Raw genomic sequence first — 22997 nt, forward strand, 5'->3', positions numbered from 1 at the left:
GATCACCCTAGACGGCCGTCACCGCCGTTGCAGGAACTGGACGAACTCCCCGAACTCGACCTTGTTCCGGTAGGACACCCGTTTGCGGTCCCGCAGCAGGAGCGGCAGGGCACCCGGGTCGACGTCGTCGAGCAGGACGGGGATCACGCGGCGGGTTTCGTCTCCGGAGAACTGGGCGTTGAGGATCGCCTGGTACTCCGCGCGCATCCAGCCCGAATCCCGCTGGTCGATGCTGAAGCACGGCAGGACGAAGCGGCTGCGTGACAGGCCTTTTTCGATCGCGTCGGTGATCGCGTCCCCGAAGGCGATCTGCTCGGAGTCCAGCCAGCAGGTCAACCCCGCCCCGGACAGCCGGCCGGCCAGCTCGGTGACCGTCGGCTTGTCCGGTGACGAGTGACACAGGAAGACGTCGAAGTCGTATTCGGCGGGCGGGTCCACCTGGCTGGGGGAGGGGATGTCGCTCAGGGTCGCGGAGAAGTCCCGCGCCAGCATCGTCGCGCGGTAGAACTTGACCAGCCCGGTCAGCCCGGGGAACGGCAGGTGCGGCACGGTCGCGGACAGCTCGCAGGTCCGGTCGTCCGCGACGATCTCCCCTCGGACGTGCCCGGAGAAGAACTCCAGCGAGAACCGGTTCGCCCGCCTCGAGAGCACCACCGGCTCGGCCGAGACGGCCACCGGCACGAACAGGCCCTCCTTGACCACGCCGATCCGGGCGAACGTCGAGTCCGCCGAGTCGCCCGACGGTGCGGTGTAGAAGGCGAGGAACGACCAGGCGGTGTCGGCCCGGCAGACCAGGCCGGCCCCGGTCTGGTGCCGGTCGGTCAGGGTGATCGACGCGCTGACCCGGCCGTTCAGCATCCGCTGGTCGGACAGGACCGCGTAGGACGTGCCGAACTCGCCGGTGCCCTTCCCGTGCCCGGTGAGCAGGGTTTTGCCGAAGGTCCAGGCGCCCGGCTCAGAGCCTTGCCAGGTACTCACGCAGTGCCTCCACCCGCCGCCCGATGGTCTCGGCGTCGTCCGGGTAGCGCGCGGCCAGCTCGCCGCCGAGGGTGATGGCGCGGGCCACGAGGTCCACCACCATCCCTTCGTCGAAGGCACTCACGTTGCTGCGGCGGCTCGAGAAGCGCACCTTCTCCTGCCGGAGGCCTTTGCGCCAAGACGACAGGAACTGGTGCACAGCGGGGTCCGCGAGATAGGGCGCGAACAGATCGGCGAACTCCATCGATACTTCGGACGTCACCCGGCGGGCCAGGAGATTCGCCAGTTCCTGGCGGCCGCGTTCGGTCTCACGCTCGGCCTCCAACGCATCCTCCACATGCCGCATGCCTTCCACTTCGGCGATGAGGAGGCGCTTCATGAGGTTCATGTCGCCCGCGTCGAGCTTGTCGAGCATCTCCTCGTCGGAAGTCGTCATCGTGTGCTGGCTGACCACACTGAGCACCAGCGGGTCGGCCTGGGTCGCCGCGGCCTGCTCGACCGGGAGCAGGTCGACGGTGGCGGTGGCGCTCGTCACGAGCTTGTCGGCGTCGTAGAGCCGGGCGCCGATCTCCGGCCGCTCGTTGCCGAGCGCTTCCGGGTCGATCGACAGGCGCACGGCGAAGTTGAACATGTCTTCGCCCTTGAGCGGCCGGACCCGGTAGCGGTTGCCGTTCTTCTTCAGGATGTTGAGCTCCTGCTCCAGGGCGACCCCGGTGGGCAGGGTGAGTTCGACCCGCGGCCGGTCGAGCGTGGTGCTCAGGGCCCCGCTGAACTCTTCTTCGATGATGTCTTCGAGCCGTGATTCGCTGATGCTCCAGAACCGGCCGCCCGAGCCGGAGGCGATGGCTTCGAGGAGATCCTCGTTGAAATCGTCCCCGATCCCGATCGTCGACGTCGTGATGCCGAGGTCCCGGGATTGCGCCGCTTCCCTGGCCAGCGTGGTCCGCTTGGTCTCGCCGGCGTTGGCTTGCCCGTCCGACAGCAGGAACAGTCGGTTGTAGTGCCGATCGGTGGTGTGCGTCTGCAGTTCCAGCAAGCCGAGGTACCAGCCGAGCGAAAGGTTGGTGTTGCCTCGCGAACCGACGGCGCGAATCCGCTCCTGCGCCGTGGCGCGGTCCATCTGCGGATTGGCGACCACTTCAGCCTGGCCGTCGAAAACCACCACGGTGAACAGATCGCGTTCGGCGAGGCGGCCCAGGATGTCGAGGCAGCTGCGTTTCGCGGTCTCCAGTTTCCGGCCGTTCATGCTGGCGCTCCGGTCGATCACCACGCACAGGTTCATCCGCATCGCGTCACCGGATTCGCGGGCGGAACTCCCGGCCCGGCAGCGGATTTCGACGACCACGTCGAGGTCGGTGGCCGTGTCGTTCCGCACCGCGGGCCGCTCGGTCAGCACGACCAGTTCGATCGGGCCGCCAGTTTCGCTCATGGTTTCCGCCTCCACCTTTTCCGACGAGGACGCCTGGGAAGTCGCCGGAACACGGCGGTTGTTACGGCGGAGAAGAAACCGCGGTGGTCAACGGGAAAACGATCGTGAACGCCGCCCCGCCTTCCGGGGCCGGGCCCGCGGTCAGCGTTCCGCCCATCCGGGTGACGAGACCGTGCACCAGCGCCAGCCCGATGCCCGACCCCACCGGCCGCCGATCCCGGTACCTCTTGTTCAGCACGCCCCGCTCGAACGCCACCGGGTAGTCCTCCGGTGCCAGTCCCGGCCCGCCGTCGCGCACCGAAAGTGCGGCTCCGGCGGCCGACACCGAGAGCGCGAACACCATCGGCGCCCCGGCCGGCGTCACCCGCAGCGCGTTTTCCGCCAGTCCGTCGACCACCTGACGCAGCCGCCGGGCGTCCGCCACCACCACGACCGGGGCCGCGGGTGCCGACACCGACAGCCGGACGTTCTCGCGGGCGCACCGCAGCTGCCAGACCTCCGCGCAGTCACGCACGAGCGCGGCCAGGTCCACCGAAGCCGGGTCCAGCCGGAACTCGTCCGCGCCCAGCCTCGCCAGTTCCAGCAGGTCCGTCACCAGCCGCTCGAGCCGCAACGCCTCGCGCTGGATCGTCCGACCCGCGTGCACAGCGTCGTCACCGGCGGCGACGCCGTCCGCGATCGCCTCCGCGAAGCCCGTCACGGCGGTCAGGGGCGTCCGCAGCTCGTGCGACACCGACAGCAGGAACTCCCGCTGCCGCGCCTCGCTCACCGCCAGCGCGTCGGCCAGCGAGTTCAACGATCCCGCGACCTCCGCCACCTCGCGCGGCCCCTGGACCGGGACCCGCACGTCCCGCCGTCCCGCCCGGAGCGAGCCCGCCGCGAGCGCCGCCCGCCGCAGCGGACGGCCCAGCAACCGGCCCGACACGAAGCCCGCCAGTGCCGCCACCACCAGGCCGATCCCCAGGGCCAGCGCGATGTTCCGCACCAGCGCGCGCTGCGTCGCGTCGGCGTTGCGCGCGGGCAGGACCAGCGCGAACGCCGCCCCGCGCGCGCCGACCACCCGCGTCTCGACCAGGTACTGCGAGCCGCCGACCGTGACGCGGCCCGAATGGTCCGCCGCCAGCCCCAGCTTGCCCGCGGCCTGCACCGCGACCGCCTCGCCGAGCGCCTGCCCGCCGCCCGCGCGGCGCACCACGACCGAAATACCCTGCCCGCGTACGACGTCGGCCACCTTGCCGACCCCGAGCCGGTTGCCGATGCCGGTTTCGTCGAGCTGCGTCGCGACGACGTCGGCCTGCGCGGACAGCGAAGACTGCAGCACGTTGTCCGCCGTCGTCCGCACCAGCCGGGCGCCGACCAGCCCGGCGACGATCACCGCGACCCCGGCGACGCCCAGGCACACCAGCGTGATCCGGCCGGCCAGCGTGCCCCTCACGCCGGGTCCGCCGCGTAGCCGATGCCGCGCACCGTCCGGATCGGACTCGCCGCGCCGAGTTTCGCCCGCAGCTGCGCCACGTGGACGTCGACCGTGCGCGTGCCCGCCGCCGCGGCGTAACCCCAGACAGCGCTGAGCAGCTGGTCGCGCGAAAGCACCTGCCCCGGGTGCCGGAGCAGGTGCGTGAGGAGGTCGAACTCGGTGGACGTCAGCGAAACCTCCGCCTCGCCCGCCCAGGCGCGGCGGCTGGTGACGTCGACCCGGGCGCCGCCGACGGTGAACGTCTCCGCGGCCGGCGTCGCCCCCGACGCGCGCCGCAGCACCGTCCGGACCCGGGCGGCCAGCTCGCGGGGGCTGAACGGCTTCGTCAGGTAGTCGTCCGCGCCGATCTCCAGGCCCAGCAGGCGGTCGAGCTCGTCGTCGCGGGCGGTGACGAACAGCACCGGCGTCCAGTCCCCGGCCGCGCGCAGCGCCTTGCAGATCTCGATACCGTCCATTCCGGACAGTCCGATGTCGAGCACGATCGCGACCGGCTTCAACCGCCGCACGGCGTCGAGGGCCCGCCCGCCGTCGGCCTCGACGTGCACCCCGAAGCCGTCGCGCTTGAGGTAGAGCGCCGCCAGCTCGGCGATCGCGGCCTCGTCCTCGACCACGAGGACGAGGCCGCGTCCCGGTGACCCCATACCTGCTCCCGTCTCCGCCGTTACCGACGGGGAGACGCTAGCCGGTCAGGGCGTGCCATCGCTGTTCATGTCCGACTCGATGCCGTTGAGCGTCGACTCGACGCCGCTCAGCTCGGACGACGCGGGCGCGTTGTCGGACGGCGAGCCCATCAGGTTGTCGCGGCACCCGGAACAGCCGAGCGCGATGAGCGCGGCGGCCCCGACCGCCGCCGCGATCCTCGCCGCCCTCACTTCGCCGGCTTGCAGTGCGCGGACGCGAACGCGTCGAGCTTCTGCTTGGCCGCGTCCAGCTCGCCGACGCGGCCCTGGCGCTTGGTGGCGCGCTGGTCGAGCTGGTCGGCGCGCTGCGTGTGGCCCTTGGCGCGCTGGTCGGCGGCCCGCGCCTTGAGGTTGGCGACCGAGCCGCTGATCTCGGCGCCGCCGTTGATCCGCTTCTTCAGGTTGTCGGCCTTCTTCTGCAGCTTCGGCACCCAGTCCGAGCAGACCTGCTGGGACTCCTCGGGGCTGAGCGTGATCGGTGCGACCGGCGCCGGCGACGTCGTCTGGGCCGAGGCCAGCGGCGCCGCCACCAGCAGGCAGGCCGCGCTCCCGGCGCCCGCCAGCGCCAGCCGCGTCCAAGTGGTTCCTCGCATCGTGTCTCCTCGTGTCGGGTACGAGGAGAACTCTGGCCGGGCGGTGTTCGGAGGGCGTCCGCCTAGTGTTCGGGCTTTGTAAGGCCGGCGGTGACCGACGTCCGCGCGAGGTCGAACGTCAGCGTGTCGCCCAGCACCGGCAGCGCCGGGTCGAACAGCTGCCCGTCCGTGCCGCCGAGGAGCAGGCCGAGCCGGTGCCCGGCCGGGACGGCGTGGTCGAGGGCGCTGAGGGTGAACGTCATGGTGTACGCCCGGCCCGGGACGAGCGGCTCACCGTGGCGCAGCGACGCGTGGTGCCCGAGGTCCGCCCAGCCCGCGGCGACGATCCGGTGGTCCACGTGCACGAGGTCGGTGGCCGTGTCGAGGAAGCACGCGGAGTCCCCGGGCCGGCTCTCGCCCCAGCACGACCTCGTCGTCAGGTTCTTGATCCCGCTCCCGTAGTTCGCGGTGGCGCGGACGTCGGCCGGCCCGTAGTCGACGAGCGCGACGCCGACCCGCGCGGCGGTCTTGTCCGACGACGCCGTGATCGTCACCGAAGGCGACCCGGCGATCCGCACCGCGGCGGGCAGCGCAGGGCCGGTGAACTTCGCCGCCGACACCCCGGCCGCCCAGTCCTCGCGGCCCACGGCGGGGTCGTCGACGACGGTGGCCGTGCCCGACCCGCGGAGCCCGAGCGTGCCGCCGGCCGACGGGTACACGGTCACCGGCAGGGCCGCGGGCGGCCAGCTCCGGACGTCGGTCCAGTGATCCGGCGTGGTCTCGAGGTGGACGGCGGGCTCGTGCTCGACGCCGTTGCGGACGCCCTTCAGCCAGCGGTCGAACCAGCGGCCCAGCGTCTCGACCCACTGCGCGCGCTGCAGGTCGAACGGGTCGACGTGCCCGGCCTGGCTCAGCCACGCCTTGCGCGGGACCCCGGCGCGGCCGAGCGCGTCCCAGTAGGCGGCGAACTGGTTCGGCGCCACGACGCTGTCCCCGAACCCCTGCGCGATGAGCACGCTCGCGCGGCCGGGGTCCGGTACGTAGTTCACGCTGCGCCAGTAGGCGTTGTAGTCGCCGTTCGTGCCCATCCGCGCCTTGAGGTCCGCTTCGAACGGCTTGCACAGCTCGGCCGCGCGCTCGTTGTAGGTGAACGACGACCCGGTGTTCTCGGGCGTGGCCAGCGGCGCGCCGTTCGCGACGAGCTGGGCGTAGTTGTCGGCGACCCCTTCGATCGGCACGATCGTCTTCAGCCCGGGGACCCCGGACGCGGCCATGCCGATCGCGGTGGCGCCGTCCTGGGACTTGCCGATGGCGCCGACGTCCCCGGTGGCCCAGTCCGCTTTCACCGGGCGGCCGCCTTCGGGGGCGTCGAAGGCCTTCGCGCGGCCGTTGAGCCAGTTCACGACGGCGTTGCCGTTCGCCACGTCGTCGAAGCACCCCGACGAGCGGTTCGTCCCGCCGACGTCGGCGAGCACCACGGCGTACCCGCGCGGCACGAAGTAGTTGTCGTAGAAGAGCGGGAACTGCTCCGGGGTGCCGTCCGGCGCGTACGTCTTCTTCTGCGACTCGTTGCCCCGGCCGCAGCAAGCGTAGTACGGGCTGACGTCGAGGATCGCCGGGACGCGTCCGCCGGTCGCCGGCCGGGCGATGTCGGCGGCGACGCGGTCGATCTTCCCGTCGTGGTCGTGGTCGGTGCCGGTTTCGACCCACGCCGTTTCGCGGACGGGCGGGCTCGCGGCCGCCGCCACGGGCGTCAGCACGGTCGTCGTGAGCACTGCGGCGGAAATCCCCAGGAGCAAGCGCATCGCGCCAGTATCACGCGGGTTGTTCGTACCTGGCCAGGAACTGCGCCATCGCGGCGTCGACGGCTTCGCGGTCGCCGGTCGTGACGAGGTCGAGCAGCAGCCCGCGGGTGACGGCGAGGCCGAGCCGGGCGTGGGCGGGGCGGTCGGCTTCGGGGACGCCGTACTTCCCGAGCAGCGCTTCGATCGGGGCCAGCCAGTCGTCGACGACGCCGTCGAGGAGCCCGGTCGTGCCCGGCGTGCCGCCGAGGGCCTGGCCGTAGAGCTGGAAGAACAGCCTCTCGTTGGTGCGCAGGTCGTCGTCGGTGAGCCGCCGCCAGAACTCCGCCGGGTCGAGACCGGCGAGCGCCGCGCGCTGCCGGGCTTCGACTTCGCGCGCCACCGCCGTGAGCAGGCCTTCCTTCGAACCGAAGTGGTAGATCAGCATGCGGTGGCTGGTGCCGAGGTCGGCGGCGAGGGCCCGCAGGCTCTTGCCCGCGCCGCCGTGGTGGGCGATGTGGTCGATCGCGGCGGCGAGCAGCCGGTCGCGCGGGCTTGTCCCGATCATGTACCAGATGGTACACGTACCAAATGGTACAAAGTATTTCCGTGCGCGGCCGGACGTCCGCGCCGCCCGACGCCGTGTACGCGCTCCTCCGCGACGGCGCGACCTGGCCGGAGTGGTCGCCGCTGGGCTCGTTCGAGCTGGTCCGGGAGGGGGAGGGGGAGCCGGAAGGGCTGGGCGCGGTCCGGCTGTTCCGGACCGGCGGCGTCAAGTCGTACGAGAAGGTCGTCGCGCTGGAGCCGGGCCGCCGCTTCGGCTACGTGCTGGAGCACGGCCTGCCGCTGCGGGACTACGTCGCCTACGTCGACCTTTCCCCGCGCGACAGCGGCACCGAGATCCACTGGCACTCGACGTTCACGGCGAAGATCCCCGGCACCGGCTGGTTCTACCGGTGGTTCCTGGGGCGCTTCATCGGGCGGGTCGTGGCGGGGCTGGTCGAGGCGGCGCCGGTGGCCCCATAAGGTGGGCGCATGTCAGCGCCACGACGGGGATCGACCGGCCGCACGCAGGAGGAGCGCAGCGCGGCGATGCGCGTCCGGCTGCTCGACGCGACGATCGACTGCCTCGTCGAGTACGGCTACGCGGGCACGACGACCACCCGAGTCGCCGACCGCGCCGGCGTCACGCGCGGCGCGCAGGTGCACCACTTCCCGACGAAGGCCGACCTGGTGACGTCGGCGATCCGGCACCTGGCGGCCAAGCGCACCGAGGTCGCGATGGCCGAGCTCGACCGGCTCCGCGCGTCCACCGACCCGGTCGGCGACGCGCTGCAGCTGATGTGGGAGATGCACCAGGGCCCGGTGTTTTCGGCGACGGTGGAGCTGTGGGTGGCCTCGCGCACGGACCCCGAACTGCGCCGCCAGATGGCCGCGGTCGAGCCGATCGCGACGTCCAGCCTGGTCGAATTCGGCAAGGCGCTGCTGCCGGAGCACGCGGAGCACCACGAGTTCCTGCACGCGGTGTACACGGCGATGGACGTCGTGCGCGGCATCCTCATCGCCAGCTGGGCCACCCGTGACCAGTCGGAGCTGGAAGCGCGCTGGGAGCGCGGACGCCGTCACCTGCGGGTCCTGTTCGAAGCGCTGCTGGCTCCCACCGGCTGAAACGCGTGTTACTCTCTCCGGGAGAGTGAGGAGACGCGCCGTGTGGCAGCCCGACCCGTACGACCGCAACTGCCCGACCCGCCAGCTGCTCGACCGCATCGGCGACCAGTGGACGGTGCTGATCGTGGGCGCGTTGAGGGACGGCCCCCTCCGCTTCACGGAGATCGGCCGCCGCGTGGACGGCATCTCGCAGAAGGTCCTGACGCAGACGCTGCGCAGCCTGGTCCGCGACGGCATCCTCACCCGCACGGCGTACGCGACGATCCCGCCGAAGGTGGAGTACGAGCTGACTTCGCTGGGGCGGAACCTGTCGGAGCCGCTGGAGATGCTCGATCGGTGGGCCCGGGTGCACATGTCGTCGGTGCAGGACGCGCGTGAGGCGTACGACGCGGAGCACACGCCGGCGTCGGCGTAGCCCGGGACGGTTCCCTGATGGCGTCCGCGTTCGCCGTGCTCAACGAGACTGTGCCCGCGCCGGGCTGGGCTCTGGTGGCCACGACCGCGTTGTTCGCTGCTGCTGTGTCGGCGACGTCGTTCGCGCTCATGACGACCGGGAGACGGTTGCTGCTGAACCGGGTGAACGTTCTCGGGACGCTCTTCCACGAGGGTGGCCACGCGCTCGTGAGCATCTTGACCGGGGGCGGGGTGTTTCGCATCGAGATCACCGGTGCCGAGTCCGGTTCCACGCGGCATTGGAACCCGTCGCCGTTCGCGGGTGTTCTCGCCACTGCTGCCGGATACGCGATGCCTCCGCTGGCCGGTCTCGGTGCGGCTGCGTTGCTGCATCGGGGTTTGGTGCCTGCGGTGCTTGCTCTTACTGCTGTTGCCATGTTGTTCATCCTGCTGTTCACGCGGGACGTCATCACCGGTCTCGTGGTCGTCACGGTTGGTGCGGTGGTGTTTTGTGCGCTGCGGTGGGCTCCGGATTGGGTGAAGAACGGGGTTGCGTATGCGGAGGCTTGGTTGTTGCTGACCAGTGAGGTCGGTGGGCTGGGGGCGTTGGTGGCGAACCGGGTGCGTGGGTTTCAGGGGGATGATGCTTCTTCGCTGGCTGAGCGGACTGGGGTTCCTGGGGTTGTCTGGATCGTCGCTTGGTTCGTGCTGATCGGGTGGGCTGTTTGGTGCGCCTTTCCGATGTTGTGGCCGTAGTTGTCGGCTTTACTGATGCGGCTTCGCCGGGGCGTGGGAAATCAGCGCTCGTGGTGGTTGCCTTTGTGTGGTGGTCGGCAGCGCCGATTCCCCACGCAACGATCATCGCCACCTGATCGAGTGATGAACATGTGGTCGATGGTCGGGTAATCTTGTTGTGTGGACAGAGAAGCGGTGTGGCAAGCGGACGCGGAGGCCTTGGCCGACCGTCTCCGTGGGCTGCTCACCGTTGTGCGGTCTGCCGAGGCGGAAATCGGGGCTCTGCTGGTGGAAATCGAATCCCGCGGGGTCATGGAACTGTTCGGGTACCGCTCGGTTGCCCGGTTACTGGAGCACCTCGCCGACATTCCCCATACGGCCGCCCAGCGCACCGTCGCCCGAGCCCTCTCCCTCACCTCTGCGCACACCCTCGACGCCACGCCCGCTGTCGCCCCCGCCACCGGCGCCGCCGCTCTGACGGGTGCCCTGAGCACCCCGATGATCGACACCATCATCGAGGCCGTGTCTCGGATCCCCGTCGAGCACCGCGACTCCGCCGAACAGGACCTGCTGGCCTTCGCCGCCGACGCAGGCCACAAACAAGTCGCCGCCCTCGGCACCCGGATCCTGGCCCACCTCGACCCCGACGGCCCCGCCCCCGAGGACACCGAACCGGCCACCCCCACCCGCGAACTCTCGTTACGCCGCAGGCGCACCGGAACCTGGGAACTCACCGGCCGGTTCGACGACGAAACCGGCACCCGAGCCAGCGCCCTACTCGACGCCCTCGCCGAACGCCGCACCGCCGACGACGACGCAGACTTCCGTTCCCCACAGGAACGCTACGGCGACGCCTTCTCCGACGCCATCGACCTCGCGCTCAACTCCCCAGAGCTGCCCACGCAGGCCGGTGAACGCGCCCACGTCCTAGTCGCCGTCTCCCTGTCGGACCTGCAATCCGGCCTCGGCAACGCGACCCTGGGCGACACCGGCCTGATCTCCGCGGTCGAAGCCCGCATCCACGCCTGCGACTGCAAACTGATCCCCACCGTCCTCGGCGCCACCAGCGAACCCCTGGACCTGGGCCGAGCCCGCCGCCTGATCTCACCCGGCCTCCGCCGAGCCCTGTTCCTGCGCGACCGAGGCTGCGCCTTCCCCGGCTGCCACCGCCCACCGCGGCACTGTCAAGGCCACCACATCCGCCACTGGGCCAACGGCGGCCCCACAGATCTCGCGAACCTGGTCCTGCTCTGCGCCCACCACCACCGCCTGATGCACCGCTCGGGTTGGCAGGTCCGCCTCGCGACCGACGGCCACCCCGAATTCCTACCTCCACGCTTCCTGGACAAGCACCGAAAACCCAGGCGCAACAACATCCACCAGCCACTCCCATTCGCAGCCTGACACAACCGAACACGGGAAAGGCCCGCAGCCACCGGCTACGGGCCTACACCCACGCCCCACAACGTGCCTCCGCCAACACTCCCCAGCGACCACCAATCGCCCTCCACCCCCGACCCCACACCGCACTCATTCGGCATCCGACGGCCATCGCCCGCCTAGTGCCACCCGCCCGAGCAGCGCCCCGGAGCGCTGCCCACTCCAGTGCTACCCGCCCGAACAGTGGCCGTGGGCGCTGCCCGCCCAGCGCTACCCGCCCGAGCAGCGCCCCGGAGCGCTGCCCACCCCAGTGCTAACCGCCCGAGCACTGTCCTTCAGCGCTGCCCGCCGCAGCGCTACCCGCCTGAGCGGTGTCCCCGAGCGTTGTCGTTCGAGTTCTAATGGCCGAGCCTTGTCCTCGGGTGCTGCCCTGCCCGAGCACTGTCCTTGGGCGCTGCCCGCCCAGTGCTACTCGCCCGAGCGGTGTCCTCGAGCGCTGCCGTCCCAGTTCTACCGGCCGAGTGTCGTCCTCGGCTGCTGCCCGCTTGAGTACTGTCTTCTTGAGCACTGTCTTCGGGTGCTGCCCGCCGCAGCGCTGCCCGCTTGAGCACTGTCACCGGGCGCTGCCCGCCCCAGTGCTACCCGCCGGACCACCCGGTGCTCTACCCGGTCCAGCGGCGCTCGCCCCGAGTGCTGTCCGCCCCGGCAGCGTCCGCTCACTGCCGCCCCAGTGCTTTCCGCCTGAGCGCTGCCGACTTCAGCGGTGCTGCTCAGCGTTGGCCGGCCGAGCAGATTCCGCCCGAGCGCTGTCGGCCCCAGACTGCCCACCCAGCATTGCCCGCCGCCGCTCTCCCACCTCAGCACTGTCCGCCCGGGTGCCGCCCGCTCCCGCCTCGAGCGCTGTCCCCCCAGCAGTGTCCGCCGCTGCTGCCCGCCCGCCAACGCCCCCAGTCGACAGAGCGCCTACCGGCCGCCGTCATCGCCGAGGTTCCCGCAGCGGGTGCGCGTCAGCCGATCACCGCAACCGCCGGGATCCCGCAGCGGGCGCCCGTCCTCGCGCCGACTGGGTCCGTGACTGCCGAGGTTCCCGCGGCGAGCGCGCACCCACGGCAACGCCGCACCGACCCCCGCAACCGCCAGGAGCCACATCGACCAGGCCGGCCACCGCGCCCGCAACGAAGTCAACACTCCCTACCGGACCACCAAACCAGCCTCATGGGCCAGCAACCCCGCCTGCGTCCGGTTGGCGCACTCCAGCTTCACCAGCATCCGCGACACATAACTCTTCACCGTAGCCTCAGCCAGATGCAACCGGCCCGCGATGTCCGCATTGGACAGTCCCTCACCCAGGCACGCCAGCACATCGCGCTCCCGATCGGTGAGACCCGCAGTCCGGCGCCGCGCATCCTCGCCACGCTCACGCCCATCCGAAGACAACGCCACCAGCCGACGCGCCGCCGACGGTGACAGCACCGTATGACCGTCCGCCGCCACCCGGACCAGGCCGATCAGATCCTCCGGCGGCGTCGACTTCACCAAGAACCCCGCCGCCCCCGCGCGCAGAGCCCGGATGACGTACGTGTCCGCATCGAACGTGGTCAGCGCCACCACCGCAGGCGGGTCGGGCATGGCCGTGATCCGGGCGATCGCCGTGAGACCGTCCACGCCCGGCATGCGCAGGTCCATCAACACCACGCGCGGCCGGTGGCGGATCACGGCCTCGACCGCTTCCGCGCCGTCGGCGGCCTGTGCCACCACCTCGATGTCGCCCGCCGAACCCAGGATCGTGCGCAGGTGGGCGCACACCATCGGCTCGTCATCGACCACGAGCACCGGGATCACAGTGCGTGCCTTCCGCCGTCGGTACGTAGGCGGGCAGTATCGCACCGACCCGGAAGCCGCCGCCGGGGGCTGGGCCTGCCTCGAAGCGGCCGCCGACCAGCTCCACCCGCTGGCGCAGGCCCGCCAGGCCCGCTCCGGAGCCGCTCGTGGCCAGGGCCGGGTCGGGTGGGCGGGCCGCCGCCGTGTTGGTGATCAAGATGTCCAGGCCGGCTTCGCGGTAGTGCAGGGAAACCGTCGCCGACGCGCCCGGTGCGTGCTTGCGCACGTTCGTCAGTGCCTCCTGGACCAGCCGGAACGCCGTGCGCGCGACCGTCGGGGACAGCCGGGCCGGGTCGCCGTCCACCAGCAGCTCCGTCGTCACGCCGACCGAACGGGACTCCTCCACCAAGCGCGCCGGGTCGCCGGGCTCGGCCGGGCTGAGCGTCCGGGCGCCCACGACCTCCGTGCCGTTGCGCAGGACGCCGACCAGGTCGCGCAGCTCGTCGAGCGCCTGGGCGCCTTCGCGGCGGATGTCCTCCGCCGCCGTCCGGACCGCCGGCTCGGCCGACGTCACGCCCAGCGCGCCGGCGTGCAGCACCATCAGGCTGAGCCGGTGCGTGACGACGTCGTGCATCTCGCCCGCGAGGCGCCGCCGTTCCTCCGCGCGGGCCTGCTCGGCGAGCAGGTGCTGCTCGCGCTCGGCGCGTTCCGCGCGGTCGCGCAGCGACTGCAGCAGCTGGCGCCGCGCTTCGAAGTACAGCGAAACCAGGGCCGGCAGCGCCGTGCTGAGCAGTCCGAACGGCGTCACCGCCCAGCTCGGTGTCCACGGCCGCGCGGCCACGACGGCCAGGATCCCGGCGACCCACAGCACGGTCCGCCGGTCCAGCACCCGCGCCGCCTGCGAAAGGATCACCGGGGCGATCGTCGGGACGGTCAGCAGCGCGAGCGGGTTGACCGGCACCAGCAGACCGGGCGCGAACAGGTCGGACGCCAGCATCGCGAACGCCGCCGCCGTGACGAACGCGCACACCTGGACCGGGAACCGGAACAACAGCACCAGCGTGCAGTCGCAGACCACCTGCAGGACCAGCCCGGCTGCCGGGCCGAGCGCCCCCGACGTCCGGTCGCCCAGCGCGAAGAAGAGCGCGTTCAGCCCGGCGAACGCGAACGCGGCGAAGAACAGCCAGTAGGCGTCGGAGCGGCTCGGCCACAACGGCCGCCGGGCGGTGGTCACGCGGTCACGGTAACCGCCGCGCAAGCCCGCCGCGCCCGGATGACAACCAAAGTTGCGGGCCGCCCCCGGAGCCCGCAACCTTCGGCGCCGCGAACACCACCCTCGTCCGCTTTCGCGGGGTCCCGGCGAACCGGTGGACTGGGGACACCACGGCGAAGGGGGGAAGAAACGATGACTGTCCTGACGCGACCGAAGACGACGTTCGCCACGGGCCCGGTGCTCGTGGTCGCGGGACTGGCCGGGCTCGCGCTGCTGCTGACCAGCGGGCGCTACGCCGGCGGGTTCGACGAGCTCTACTTCCTGGTGGCCGGTCGAGATCACCTGGACTGGGGGTATTTCGACCAGCCACCGCTCATCCCGGCGCTGGCGGCGGCGATGGACTGGCTCGCGCCGGACTCGCTCGTCGTGCTGCGCCTGCCGATGACGCTGGCCGCGGCTGCCGGGGTGGTCGTCACGGCGCTGATCGCCCGCGAGTTCGGCGGCGGCCGCGGCGCCCAGGTGATGGCGGCCACGTGCTACGCGACCTCCGGCATCGTCATCGCGAGCCACTGGCTGGCCACCTACGTGCTCGACCCGTTCCTCTGGACGGTCGTCACGTGGCTGCTGGTCCGCTGGACCCGCACCCGCCGCGACGGCCTGCTCGTCTGGGCCGGCGTCGTGACGGCGGTGTCGCTGGAGACGAAGTTCCTGATCCCCGCGCTCTGGGCGGCGGTGCTGCTCGCCGCGCTGTGGCTGGGCCCGCGGGAGCTGCTCACCCGGCCGAAGCTCTGGCTGGGCGCCGCGATCGCGGTCGTGGCCACGCTGCCGACGCTGGTCTGGCAGGCCACCCACGGCTGGCCGTACACCCACATGAGTGACGTCGTCGCGGCGGAATTCCCCGGCTACGGCGGCTTCGCGCGGGACGCGCTGCTCGGCGCCGGGGTCGGGGCCGGCGTGCTCGCGCTGCTCTACGGGGTCTGGCGGCTGCTGCGCTCGCCCGAACTGCGGCCGTACCGGTACCTCGGCGTCGCGGCGCTGGTGGTGTCGGTGGCCGTGCTGGTCATGCACGGCCGAGCCAACTACGTCATGGGGCTGTACGCGGTGCCGTTCGCGGCCGCGGCCACCGAGCTCAGCAGGCGGAACCTGGTCCGGTGGTGGAAAGCGGTGGTGTGGCCGGTGTTCGCGGTGTCGGCCGTCGTGACGCTCGCCGCGCTGCCGGTGTGGCCGGCGACGGCGCGGACGTCGTACGGGCCGTTCCTGCTCGGCAGCACGTTCGCGCAGGGGGAGCTGCCGCAGCAGGAACTGGCGAAGGCGGTCGGGCAGGCGTACGCGGCCCTGCCCGCGGACGTCCGGGCGCGGACCGCGGTGTACGCCGAGATCTACCCGTTCGCGGCGGTGACGGAGTTCTACGGTCCGCCGTCCGGCATCCACCGTGTCTACAGTGGACACCGCGGGTACTGGTACTTCGGGCCGCCGCCGGAAACGGCCGACGCGGTGCTGTTCCTGGGCTTCGACCCCGGCCTGCTGCGGCCGTATTTCGCGCACGAGACGACGGTGGTCGACGGACTGCTGTGGGAATACGACGGCCGGACGGCGCCGTGGCGGGACATCTGGCCCGCGCTGAAGCGGCAGTGAGGAGAACGACGATGCTTTCCCTGCCCGCACGGGCGTACCTGCTCGCCTGCGACACCCGGCGGGACCGGCTGCCGGACCGCGAGCGCGTGGCGCTGCTGGTCCGCGCGGCGGCGCTGACGGACCTGGTGCTGCGCGGCCTGGTCGCCGACGACGGCGGCCGCCCGGTCGTCACCGGCGCCGGCGGCACCGGGCACCTGGTGCTCGACGACCTGCTCGTCGAGCTGGCCGCGGACCCGCACCGCAAGTGGCGCGCCCGGGTCCGCCGCGGCGCCCGTGGCACGCTCGAATCCCTGGAAGCGCAGCTCGACGCGGCCGGGGTGATCACGCTGCGGACGTCGCGGGTGCTGGGGCTGTTCCCGCGCCGCCGCCCGGAGGTCCGCGACCGCGCCGAGGCGGTCGCGCTGCACGACGAGGTGGCGTCGGCGCTGCGGAGCACCGGCGAGGTGCCCCCGGCGGTGGCGGCTCTGACGGCGTTGGCCGCGGCGGTCGAGCTGGGCGCGGTGCTCCCGCGCGCGGAACGGCGGCGGCACAAGGCGCGGATCGCGCAGCTGGAGGAGCAGGCGGGCGCGGCGGTCCCGGCCCTGCGCAAGGTGATCCGCGAGGTGAACGCGGCCCGCGCGGCGGCGATCTCGGCGGCGTCGGGCGGCGGTGGGGGTGGCGGCTGAGCGGTGCCGCCGCGGGAGGCGGCTGTGGACGGCGGCGGTCGCGGCTGAGCGGTACCGCCGCGGGGAAGCGGCGGAGCCGGTGCGGCGCAGGTGAATGCGGTGCCGCCGCGGGAGGCGGCTGTGGCCGGCGGCGGTCGCGGGAGAGCGGTGCCGCTGCCGGGACGGGGTTCGCGTGGCGGTCTCGGGCGGTGGCTGAGCGGTGCCGCCGCGGGGAAGCGGCGGAGCCGTTGCCGCGCAGGTGAATGCGGCCCGCATGGCGGCGGTAGTGCGGCCGGGGCGGCAGCACTACCGCAGCGGTGCCGCCGCGCGATGGGCTGCGGTGCGGGCGTCCTCCATGGCGTTTCGCTCCGCGGGGGCCGGCCGGTGCCAGGGAGCCGAGGGGGCTCGCTGGCGTCAGCCGGTGAACAGCCGGCCGAGGTAGTAGTCCACTGTGGCCACTGCCTCGGCCGGTGTCCGGTGCCCCATCAGGATTTCCGAGCCCTGCGAGTCCGCGAGGGCCCACAGGATCGCCGCCTCCGTCGCGGGGTCGGCCCACGCCGGGACGTCGCCCGCTTCCTGGGCCTGGCGGACCTGGTCGGCGAAGAACGCCAGCAGTTCGGGCATGCCTTCGCCGAAGACCTTCGACATCGCCGGGTCGGCGACCGCGCGGATGAAGTACGCGACGCCCATCAGGAAGTCGCCCTCGCTGTCCGGGTCGCGCGGCAGGACCTCGACCAGGCACGCGCGCAGGATCGAGCGCGGGGTCGGCGGTCCCTCGGCGAGCACCTTCGCCGTGATCCGCTCGCTGCGCAGCTTGTGCCGGTGCGCCAGGGCGAACCGCAGCATTTCGTCCTTGGTCTTGAAGTAGTGCTGCACCGATCCCATGGACATGCCCGCTTCGGCGGCGACGTGGCGAAGGCTGACGCCTTCCAGTCCGGCTCTCGTGGTCAGCCGCTGGAGCGCCTCCGCGATCTGCACGCGGCGCTGCTCGTGATCCACCTGTTTCGGCACGTCCGCTCCCGTTGTCATGCGATCGCATTGCGAAGACCCGGCGTCCGCCGTTACGATGCGGTCGCATTGTAAAACAACCTCGGGGGTATCCGTGTCTGACGGTGTGGTGCGGCTGAGGCCGCCGCGCAACGCGCTCGATCGCCGGGCGATCGGCTGGTGGCGCACGCAGTCGGCGCTCGTGTTCGGCCCGGCCGTGCTCGTGCTCGCCCTGCTCGGCGTGCTGATCCCGCCGGCCGCGTGCTGGCTGCTCGGCCCGGCCGCCGTGCTCGCGGTGCTCGGCGTGGCCTGGTGCGCGGTCCTGCCGGTCTGGTGGTTCGGCCTGCACCGCTGGGAGGTCACCGGCACCGCCGTCTACGTCCGGTCGGGCTTCCTCTGGCAGGAGTGGCGGGTGGCGCCGCTCTCGCGCGTCCAGACCGTCGACACGCTGCGCGGGCCGCTGCAGCAGCGCTTCGGGCTCGCCACGGTCACCGTGACCACGGCGTCGGCGCGCGGCGCGGTCAAGCTCCGCGGGCTCGACGCGCAGGTCGCCGCGGACGTCGCCGAGCGGCTGACCGACCGCACCGAAGCCACGCCCGGGGACGCGACGTGAGCGAGTGGCGCCGGCTCGACCGGCGCACCCTCGGCGTCACCGCGCTCGTCACGGCGGGGATCGCCGTCTCGGCGGGGATCCCGGTCGCCATCGGGACGCGCTCGCTGTGGCTCGTCCCGGCCGCCGTCCTGTTCGTCGGCCTCGGCGTGCTCGGCGACTACGTCCGCTGGCGGTTCACCCGGTACCGCTGCACGCCCGAGCGGCTGGAGCTCGAGTTCCGGTTCCTCGCCCACACGCGCAAGTCCTCGCCGCGCGAACGGATCCGCACCGTTGACCTGACGGCCCACCCGCTGCACCGCGTGTTCGGTGTCGCGGTGCTGACCATCGGCACCGGGCAGCGGGCCGAGATCGCGCTCGGCCCGTTGGCCAGGGCGGACGCCGAAGCGCTGCGCACCGAGCTGCTGCACCGCGTCCCGGCCACCGAGCGCACCGACGGCTCGCTGGCGAGCCTCGACCCGCGCTGGATCCGGTACGCGCCGGTGTCGTTCGTCGCGCCGGCGCTCGGCCTGTCCGCGTTCGGCGCGCTGTTCAAGGTCGCGGACTGGTTCGGGGCCGGCGGCGGCCTGCTGAACTGGCTGCTGGACCGCTTCGGCGACCTCCCGCTCGCCGCCAGCGTCCTGCTCCTGCTGGTCCTGGCGGTCGTCCTCGGCGTGGCCGGCGCCGCGGGCCTGTTCGCCGAGATGTGGTGGCACTACCGGCTGGACCGCGAACCCGGCGGCACCCTGCGCGTCCGCCGCGGCCTGCTGACGACCCGGTCGGTCACCCTCGAGGAGCGGCGCCTGCGCGGGGTCGAGCTCGTCGAGCCGCTCGGGGCCCGGCTCGCCGGCGCCGCACGCGTCGACGCCATCGCCACCGGCGTGAAGCGCGACGACGACAAGACCGAATCCAAGACGCTGCTGCCGGCCGCCCCGCGGGCGGTGGCCGTGGCCGTCGCCGCGCGGGTGCTGGGCGAGCCCGCCACGGACGTCCCGCTGGTGGCGCACCCGCGGGCCGCCCGTGGCCGCCGGCTGCGCTGGGCCCTGCTGACCGCGCTGGTGCCGGTGCTGGCCCTGCTGGTGCTCGGCGCCTTGCTCACCGACGTCCTGCTCGTGCTGGGCGGGGCCCTCGCCGTCGTCGCGCTGCCCGTGGCGGTCCTGCTCGCCGTGGACGCCCACCGCGGCCTCGGGCACGGCGCGCGCGGCCGCTACCTGGTGCTGCGCGCGGGCACGGTCCGGCGCAGCACGGCGGTGCTGGCGCGGGACGGGGTGATCGGCTGGACCGTGAAGCAGTCGGTGTTCCAGCGCCGCCGCGGGCTCGCGACCTTCACCGCGACCACGGCGGCGGGCACGGGCGCCTACTCGATCTTCGACGCCGACGCCGGCGAAGGACTCGAGTTCGCGGCGGCGGCGGTCCCGGGGATCCTGGCGCCGTTCGCTTCGGTACCCGCCGAAGCGTCGCGGACCTAGGTTCGGGGGCATGGACGAATTCCGTGCCCTGCACGTCCCCGGGTCCCCGCTGCTGCTGCCGAACGCGTGGGAGTTCGGCGTCGGCGCGTTCCTCGCCGCGCAGGGCTTCCGCGCGCTCGGCACGACGAGCCTCGGCGTGTCCGCGGCGGCGGGGGAACCGGACGGCGCGCCGTCGACGCGGGCCGCGACCGTCGCCCTCGCCGCCCGGCTGACCCGGCTGGACGCGCTGGTGAGCGTCGACATCGCCGACGGCTTCAGCGCGGACCCGGCGGCCGTCGCCGACCTGGCCGGAGAACTGGCCGCCGCCGGTGCCGTCGGCGTCAACCTCGAAGACGGCCGCGCGGACGGTTCGCTGGCGCCCGTCGACGTCCAGTGCGCGCTGGTCACGGCCGTGAAGGAGCGCGTGCCGGAGCTGTTCGTCAACGCGCGGACCGACACGCACTGGGCGGGCGACCGGTCGATCGCCGAAGCCGAGCGGCGGGTGCGGGCGTACGCGAACGCGGGCGCGGACGGCGTCTTCGTGCCCGGCCTCGCCGAGCCGGCCGACGTCGAGCGGATCGTCGCCGCCGGACTGCCGCTCAACCTGCTGTTCCTGCCCGGGAAGGTCACCGCGGCCGGCTTGGCCGAGCTGGGCGTCGCGCGGATCAGCCTCGGCTCGCTGCCGTACCGGATGGCCCTCGCGGCCGCCGCCGAAACCGCGCTGGCCGTGCGCGACGGCCGTGACCCGCCGCTGAGCCCGCCGTCCTACGCCGAGGTCACCGCGCTGCTGCCGTAATCGGCTTGCCCCGGTCTGCTTGAGTCGGAGGCATGCGTGCCTTCGGAACCGACTTCGCCGTCCCGCCCGGCTACCTGAACACGCCCAGCGTGGGCATCCCGCCCGCGCCGGTGGCCGAAGCCGTCGCGGAGTCGGTCGAGCGGTGGCGGACCGGCGCGACCCGCCCGGGCGAGTTCGACCCGTACGTCACGCGCTCGCGGGCCGGGTTCGCGCGGCTGCTCGGCGTCGACGCCGAGCGGGTCGCGATCGGGGCGTCGGCCTCGCAGCTCGTCGCCAACGTCGCCGCGGCCCTGCCCGCCGGCACCCGCGTCCTCGCCGCCGAGGGCGACTTCACCAGCGTCACGTTCCCGTTCGCGGCGAACCCGGGCGTCACGGTGACCGAAGTGCCGCTGGAGCGGCTGGCCGGGCGGGTCGAGGGTCACGACGTCGTGGCGGTGAGCGTCGTCCAGTCCGCCGACGGCCGGATCGCCGACCTCCCGGCCCTGCGCGCGGCGGCCGAGGCCGCCGGGGCGGCGGTGCTGCTGGACGCCACGCAGGCGGTGGGCTGGCTGCCCCTGGACGTCGCCTGGGCCGACTGGGTGGTCGCGGCGGGGTACAAGTGGCTGCTTTCGCCCCGCGGCAGCGCGTGGCTCTACGTGCGGCCGGACGCGCACGAGCGCACCCGGCCGGTCGCGGCGAACTGGTACGCGGGGGAGGACCCGTGGACGACCGTCTACGGCCTCCCGCTGCGCCTGGCCGGCGACGCGCGGGCGTTCGACCTCTCGCCGGTGTGGCTGGCCCAGGTCGGCGCCGCGGCAGCGCTGGAGTACCTCGATGGGGTGGACTTGGCGCAGGTCCGCGCGCACAACACCGGGCTCGCCGACGCGCTGCTGGAGAAGCTCGGACTGCCCCCGCGCGGCACCGCGATCGTGGCGATCGACGCCGATCCCGGGCGGCTGGCCTCGGCCGGGATCGCGGCGAGCGTCCGCGGCGGCCGGGTGCGGGTCGGCTTCCACCTCTACAACACCGTTGACGACGTCGAACGCGTTTTACACGCATTCGAGTGAACGCCGCGCGGGCGGTGAACTACCGTATGGCCCCGTGGTTGGTGCTCGTTTCACCCCAGGCCCGTCCGACACGGCCCCGCTGGGCGCGGTGCCCCCGCAGCCCCGCCCCCCGGCGCCGGGGCCGCCGGCGCGCGACACCCGGTCCCTGCTGCTCAGGGGCGCCGGGCTGGTCGCGATCGCCGTCGTCGCCGGGCTGCTGTGGTTCCTGATCAGGCACGACTCGACGCCGGACGAGCCGGTCGCGCAGCCGCCGTCCCCGAGCACGGGGGCCTACCAGTTCACCAAGGTCGCCGGCCCGGAGCGCTCGGACGACTGCCCGGCGACCTCCTACGGCAAGACCAAGGAGTTCTTCCAGGACAACCCGTGCCAGTCGCTGGTCCGCGCGCTGTACACGACCGAGACGGGCGGGCAGAAGGCCCTGGTCTCGGTGGTCGTGGTCGGCATGCCGGACTCGTCGAAGGCCAAGGCGCTCAAGGCGCTGACCGAGCAGGACGGTACCGGCAATGTCACGGACCTGGTGCGCGACAAGACCTTCGCCGGCACCGGAACCCCGAGCGTGAGCGGCAAGAACTCGGCGTACGCCTCGAAGGTCGACGGCACGAACACGGTGATCGTGCTCGCCGACTTCTACGAGAAGCACACCGACAAGGCCCTGATCGAGAAGATCGCCGACGACGCCCTGCGCCTGTCGGCCGACCTCCACTCCTGAGCTAGCCGGCCTGGCCCGGCATCGCGATCGCCGTCGGCTTCTCGCCCGCCTCCGAACGCCACGGGGTGCCGCGGCGGGAGGCCGCGACCAGCGCGTGCAGCGCTGTCGTCCGCAAGCCGGCGTCGTCGGTGTGGTTCACCACCGCCAGCCACGCCGACGCGCAGTCCGCCTCGGCTGTCGCGACGACCTGGGACGCCGACTTCGTGTCCGTCACCGGGTTCTTCGGCACGTACGCGGCTTCGGGGGCGACCGGGGTCGCCCCCGAAGCCGCCAGCGTCGTCTGCAGGTAGTCCCGGCGCAGGGCGTGCTCCGCCGCGCCGCTCTTCTCGCCGTCGCCGAAGTCGGCCGGCAGGAACGCGCCGACCAGGCCGTACACCCAGACGGCGGCGTGCTCGGCGGCCAGCGCGGTCTGCAGCGGGTCCACCGCCTCCGCGGGCACCGCGCCCCCGGGTGCGACACCCACCTTCGGCGCGTCCTCGCCCGGGCCCAGCGCGGGGTCGATGCGCTGCAGCGCCGCGCAGCCCGCCGCCACCGCGGCGACCAGCCCGGCGCGGTAGCGCGGCAGGCCACCGACGAGGTCTTCGGCCTGCTTGCGGGCCGCCGCCAGCCGGTCCTTGAGGTCGCCCAGCGCCGCCGGGGCGGGCGGGGCGGCCGACGACGAGGGTTTCGGCCGGTTCAAGCGGTCCACTTCGGACTTGAGCGCGGCCGCGTGCGCCGCACGGGCGGCGGCGAGCTGCCCGGCGGCGTCGTCGCCCTTGGCGAGGGCCTTGGCGGCCGCGGCGTCCGCGTCGGCGGCGGCCAGCAGCGGCTGCAGCGGGTCGGGGGTTTCGTCGTAGCCGGGCCCGCAAGCGGCGAGCGGGACGGCCAGCACGGCCAGCGCCCCCGCGCGGAGGGCGGCACGACGGGTCAGGTCGGTCGGTCTTCCGGTCACGTCGGCCCATCCTGCCAGGCCCCCGGCCGCCCCCGCCGCTCGCGCGGCCCGAGCGGGCGACCGGATAAGCTGGTCCACCACCGAC

24 protein-coding genes are annotated in these 22997 nt (G+C 72.9%); 12 read left to right on the forward strand and 12 right to left on the reverse strand.

What is annotated here, in order from left to right:
- Positions 1 to 18: 18 nt before the first annotated feature.
- The 8 genes from AB0B33_RS11685 to AB0B33_RS11720 all read right to left on the reverse strand — a co-directional run bounded on the left by AB0B33_RS11685 (position 19) and on the right by AB0B33_RS11720 (position 7485).
- Complete coding sequence (locus AB0B33_RS11685) at positions 19 to 978, reverse strand: toll/interleukin-1 receptor domain-containing protein (RefSeq protein WP_360769891.1); 960 nt, start codon at positions 976 to 978, stop codon at positions 19 to 21.
- Positions 956 to 2422, reverse strand: a complete 1467-nt coding sequence (locus AB0B33_RS11690; protein ID WP_360769894.1) for a VWA domain-containing protein — start codon at positions 2420 to 2422, stop codon at positions 956 to 958. Before AB0B33_RS11690 ends, AB0B33_RS11685 begins: the two co-directional genes overlap by 23 nt.
- A 46-nt stretch (positions 2423 to 2468) precedes the next feature.
- Complete coding sequence (locus AB0B33_RS11695) at positions 2469 to 3842, reverse strand: HAMP domain-containing sensor histidine kinase (RefSeq protein ID WP_360769896.1); 1374 nt, start codon at positions 3840 to 3842, stop codon at positions 2469 to 2471.
- On the reverse strand, positions 3839 to 4525 hold the full coding sequence (locus tag AB0B33_RS11700) for a response regulator transcription factor (protein WP_247021017.1): 687 nt from the start codon (positions 4523 to 4525) through the stop codon (positions 3839 to 3841). The genes AB0B33_RS11695 and AB0B33_RS11700 overlap by 4 nt, the downstream gene beginning before the upstream one ends.
- A 45-nt stretch (positions 4526 to 4570) precedes the next feature.
- Positions 4571 to 4756, reverse strand: coding sequence for a hypothetical protein (locus AB0B33_RS11705; RefSeq protein WP_247021019.1), 186 nt, complete (start codon positions 4754 to 4756; stop codon positions 4571 to 4573).
- Positions 4753 to 5157, reverse strand: a complete 405-nt coding sequence (locus tag AB0B33_RS11710) for a hypothetical protein (protein WP_247021021.1) — start codon at positions 5155 to 5157, stop codon at positions 4753 to 4755. Before AB0B33_RS11710 ends, AB0B33_RS11705 begins: the two co-directional genes overlap by 4 nt.
- 62 nt (positions 5158 to 5219) lie before the next feature.
- Positions 5220 to 6941, reverse strand: coding sequence for a CocE/NonD family hydrolase (locus AB0B33_RS11715; protein ID WP_360769901.1), 1722 nt, complete (start codon positions 6939 to 6941; stop codon positions 5220 to 5222).
- 10 nt (positions 6942 to 6951) lie between these two features.
- Positions 6952 to 7485 (reverse strand): TetR/AcrR family transcriptional regulator, encoded by a 534-nt coding sequence (locus AB0B33_RS11720; protein WP_360769903.1) that lies wholly within the window; start codon positions 7483 to 7485, stop codon positions 6952 to 6954.
- A 23-nt stretch (positions 7486 to 7508) separates the two neighbouring features.
- Here AB0B33_RS11720 and AB0B33_RS11725 point away from each other — a divergent pair, with 23 nt between their 5' ends.
- The 5 genes from AB0B33_RS11725 to AB0B33_RS11745 all read left to right on the forward strand — a co-directional run bounded on the left by AB0B33_RS11725 (position 7509) and on the right by AB0B33_RS11745 (position 11117).
- Entirely contained in the window at positions 7509 to 7943 is a 435-nt protein-coding gene (locus AB0B33_RS11725; RefSeq protein WP_360769906.1) for an SRPBCC family protein, read from the forward strand.
- A gap of 66 nt (positions 7944 to 8009) precedes the next feature.
- Positions 8010 to 8585: a TetR/AcrR family transcriptional regulator gene (locus AB0B33_RS11730; RefSeq protein ID WP_315863280.1), complete on the forward strand. Its 576-nt coding sequence runs from the start codon at positions 8010 to 8012 to the stop codon at positions 8583 to 8585.
- A gap of 40 nt (positions 8586 to 8625) precedes the next feature.
- Positions 8626 to 9000, forward strand: a complete 375-nt coding sequence (locus AB0B33_RS11735) for a helix-turn-helix domain-containing protein (RefSeq protein WP_360769908.1) — start codon at positions 8626 to 8628, stop codon at positions 8998 to 9000.
- Between the two features lie 17 nt (positions 9001 to 9017).
- A complete protein-coding gene (locus AB0B33_RS11740) occupies positions 9018 to 9734 on the forward strand; it encodes a M50 family metallopeptidase (protein ID WP_360769911.1) in 717 nt (238 codons plus the stop codon).
- 159 nt (positions 9735 to 9893) lie between these two features.
- Positions 9894 to 11117: a DUF222 domain-containing protein gene (locus AB0B33_RS11745; RefSeq protein WP_360769913.1), complete on the forward strand. Its 1224-nt coding sequence runs from the start codon at positions 9894 to 9896 to the stop codon at positions 11115 to 11117.
- A gap of 1167 nt (positions 11118 to 12284) precedes the next feature.
- Here the strand turns inward: AB0B33_RS11745 and AB0B33_RS11750 are convergent.
- Positions 12285 to 12935, reverse strand: a complete 651-nt coding sequence (locus AB0B33_RS11750) for a response regulator transcription factor (RefSeq protein ID WP_247021037.1) — start codon at positions 12933 to 12935, stop codon at positions 12285 to 12287.
- Complete coding sequence (locus AB0B33_RS11755; protein WP_360769917.1) at positions 12910 to 14148, reverse strand: histidine kinase; 1239 nt, start codon at positions 14146 to 14148, stop codon at positions 12910 to 12912. The genes AB0B33_RS11750 and AB0B33_RS11755 overlap by 26 nt, the downstream gene beginning before the upstream one ends.
- 171 nt (positions 14149 to 14319) lie before the next feature.
- On the opposite strand from AB0B33_RS11755, the gene AB0B33_RS11760 reads away from it, so the two are divergent.
- Both AB0B33_RS11760 and AB0B33_RS11765 read left to right on the forward strand, forming a co-directional pair.
- The gene (locus AB0B33_RS11760; RefSeq protein WP_360769920.1) at positions 14320 to 15762 is read left to right on the forward strand and encodes a glycosyltransferase family 39 protein; all 1443 of its coding nucleotides are present in this window, start codon (positions 14320 to 14322) and stop codon (positions 15760 to 15762) included.
- An 11-nt stretch (positions 15763 to 15773) separates the two neighbouring features.
- Positions 15774 to 16427, forward strand: coding sequence for a GPP34 family phosphoprotein (locus tag AB0B33_RS11765; RefSeq protein ID WP_360769923.1), 654 nt, complete (start codon positions 15774 to 15776; stop codon positions 16425 to 16427).
- Between the two features lie 393 nt (positions 16428 to 16820).
- On the opposite strand, the gene AB0B33_RS11770 is transcribed toward AB0B33_RS11765, so the two are convergent.
- Entirely contained in the window at positions 16821 to 17417 is a 597-nt protein-coding gene (locus tag AB0B33_RS11770) for a TetR/AcrR family transcriptional regulator (RefSeq protein ID WP_360769925.1), read from the reverse strand.
- Between the two features lie 55 nt (positions 17418 to 17472).
- Between AB0B33_RS11770 and AB0B33_RS11775 the strand changes: the two genes are divergently transcribed.
- The 5 genes from AB0B33_RS11775 (at position 17473) to AB0B33_RS11795 (ending at position 21981) form a co-directional block, all read left to right on the forward strand.
- A complete protein-coding gene (locus tag AB0B33_RS11775; RefSeq protein WP_360769928.1) occupies positions 17473 to 18006 on the forward strand; it encodes a PH domain-containing protein in 534 nt (177 codons plus the stop codon).
- Positions 18003 to 19451 (forward strand): PH domain-containing protein, encoded by a 1449-nt coding sequence (locus tag AB0B33_RS11780; RefSeq protein WP_360769930.1) that lies wholly within the window; start codon positions 18003 to 18005, stop codon positions 19449 to 19451. Before AB0B33_RS11775 ends, AB0B33_RS11780 begins: the two co-directional genes overlap by 4 nt.
- A gap of 10 nt (positions 19452 to 19461) precedes the next feature.
- Positions 19462 to 20226 (forward strand): isocitrate lyase/phosphoenolpyruvate mutase family protein, encoded by a 765-nt coding sequence (locus tag AB0B33_RS11785; protein ID WP_360769933.1) that lies wholly within the window; start codon positions 19462 to 19464, stop codon positions 20224 to 20226.
- Between the two features lie 32 nt (positions 20227 to 20258).
- Positions 20259 to 21272 carry an aminotransferase class V-fold PLP-dependent enzyme gene (locus AB0B33_RS11790; protein ID WP_360769936.1) on the forward strand — a complete coding sequence of 338 codons (1014 nt, stop codon included), beginning with the start codon at positions 20259 to 20261 and terminating at the stop codon, positions 21270 to 21272.
- An 88-nt stretch (positions 21273 to 21360) separates the two neighbouring features.
- A complete protein-coding gene (locus AB0B33_RS11795; RefSeq protein ID WP_360770374.1) occupies positions 21361 to 21981 on the forward strand; it encodes a hypothetical protein in 621 nt (206 codons plus the stop codon).
- A gap of 1 nt (position 21982) precedes the next feature.
- Here the strand turns inward: AB0B33_RS11795 and AB0B33_RS11800 are convergent, their stop codons facing one another.
- The gene (locus AB0B33_RS11800) at positions 21983 to 22912 is read right to left on the reverse strand and encodes a ferritin-like domain-containing protein (protein ID WP_360769939.1); all 930 of its coding nucleotides are present in this window, start codon (positions 22910 to 22912) and stop codon (positions 21983 to 21985) included.
- Between the last annotated feature and the right edge of the window lie 85 nt (positions 22913 to 22997).

The sequence above is a fragment of the Amycolatopsis sp. NPDC049159 genome, assembly GCF_040648295.1.
GTDB classification, from domain to species: Bacteria; Actinomycetota; Actinomycetes; order Mycobacteriales; family Pseudonocardiaceae; genus Amycolatopsis; species Amycolatopsis pretoriensis_A.

Bases quoted from the DNA above. Each gene is read 5' to 3' on its own strand.
- AB0B33_RS11700 (WP_247021017.1), bottom strand. From the start codon at position 4,525: ATGGGGTCACCGGGACGCGGCCTCGTCCTCGTGGTCGAGGACGAGGCC.
- AB0B33_RS11710 (WP_247021021.1), bottom strand. From the start codon at position 5,157: ATGCGAGGAACCACTTGGACGCGGCTGGCGCTGGCGGGCGCCGGGAGC.
- AB0B33_RS11715 (WP_360769901.1), bottom strand. From the start codon at position 6,941: ATGCGCTTGCTCCTGGGGATTTCCGCCGCAGTGCTCACGACGACCGTG.
- AB0B33_RS11720 (WP_360769903.1), bottom strand. From the start codon at position 7,485: ATGATCGGGACAAGCCCGCGCGACCGGCTGCTCGCCGCCGCGATCGAC.
- AB0B33_RS11725 (WP_360769906.1), top strand. From the start codon at position 7,509: ATGGTACAAAGTATTTCCGTGCGCGGCCGGACGTCCGCGCCGCCCGAC.
- AB0B33_RS11730 (WP_315863280.1), top strand. From the start codon at position 8,010: ATGCGCGTCCGGCTGCTCGACGCGACGATCGACTGCCTCGTCGAGTAC.
- AB0B33_RS11740 (WP_360769911.1), top strand. From the start codon at position 9,018: ATGGCGTCCGCGTTCGCCGTGCTCAACGAGACTGTGCCCGCGCCGGGC.
- AB0B33_RS11760 (WP_360769920.1), top strand. From the start codon at position 14,320: ATGACTGTCCTGACGCGACCGAAGACGACGTTCGCCACGGGCCCGGTG.
- AB0B33_RS11765 (WP_360769923.1), top strand. From the start codon at position 15,774: ATGCTTTCCCTGCCCGCACGGGCGTACCTGCTCGCCTGCGACACCCGG.
- AB0B33_RS11775 (WP_360769928.1), top strand. From the start codon at position 17,473: ATGCGGTCGCATTGTAAAACAACCTCGGGGGTATCCGTGTCTGACGGT.
- AB0B33_RS11785 (WP_360769933.1), top strand. From the start codon at position 19,462: ATGGACGAATTCCGTGCCCTGCACGTCCCCGGGTCCCCGCTGCTGCTG.
- AB0B33_RS11790 (WP_360769936.1), top strand. From the start codon at position 20,259: ATGCGTGCCTTCGGAACCGACTTCGCCGTCCCGCCCGGCTACCTGAAC.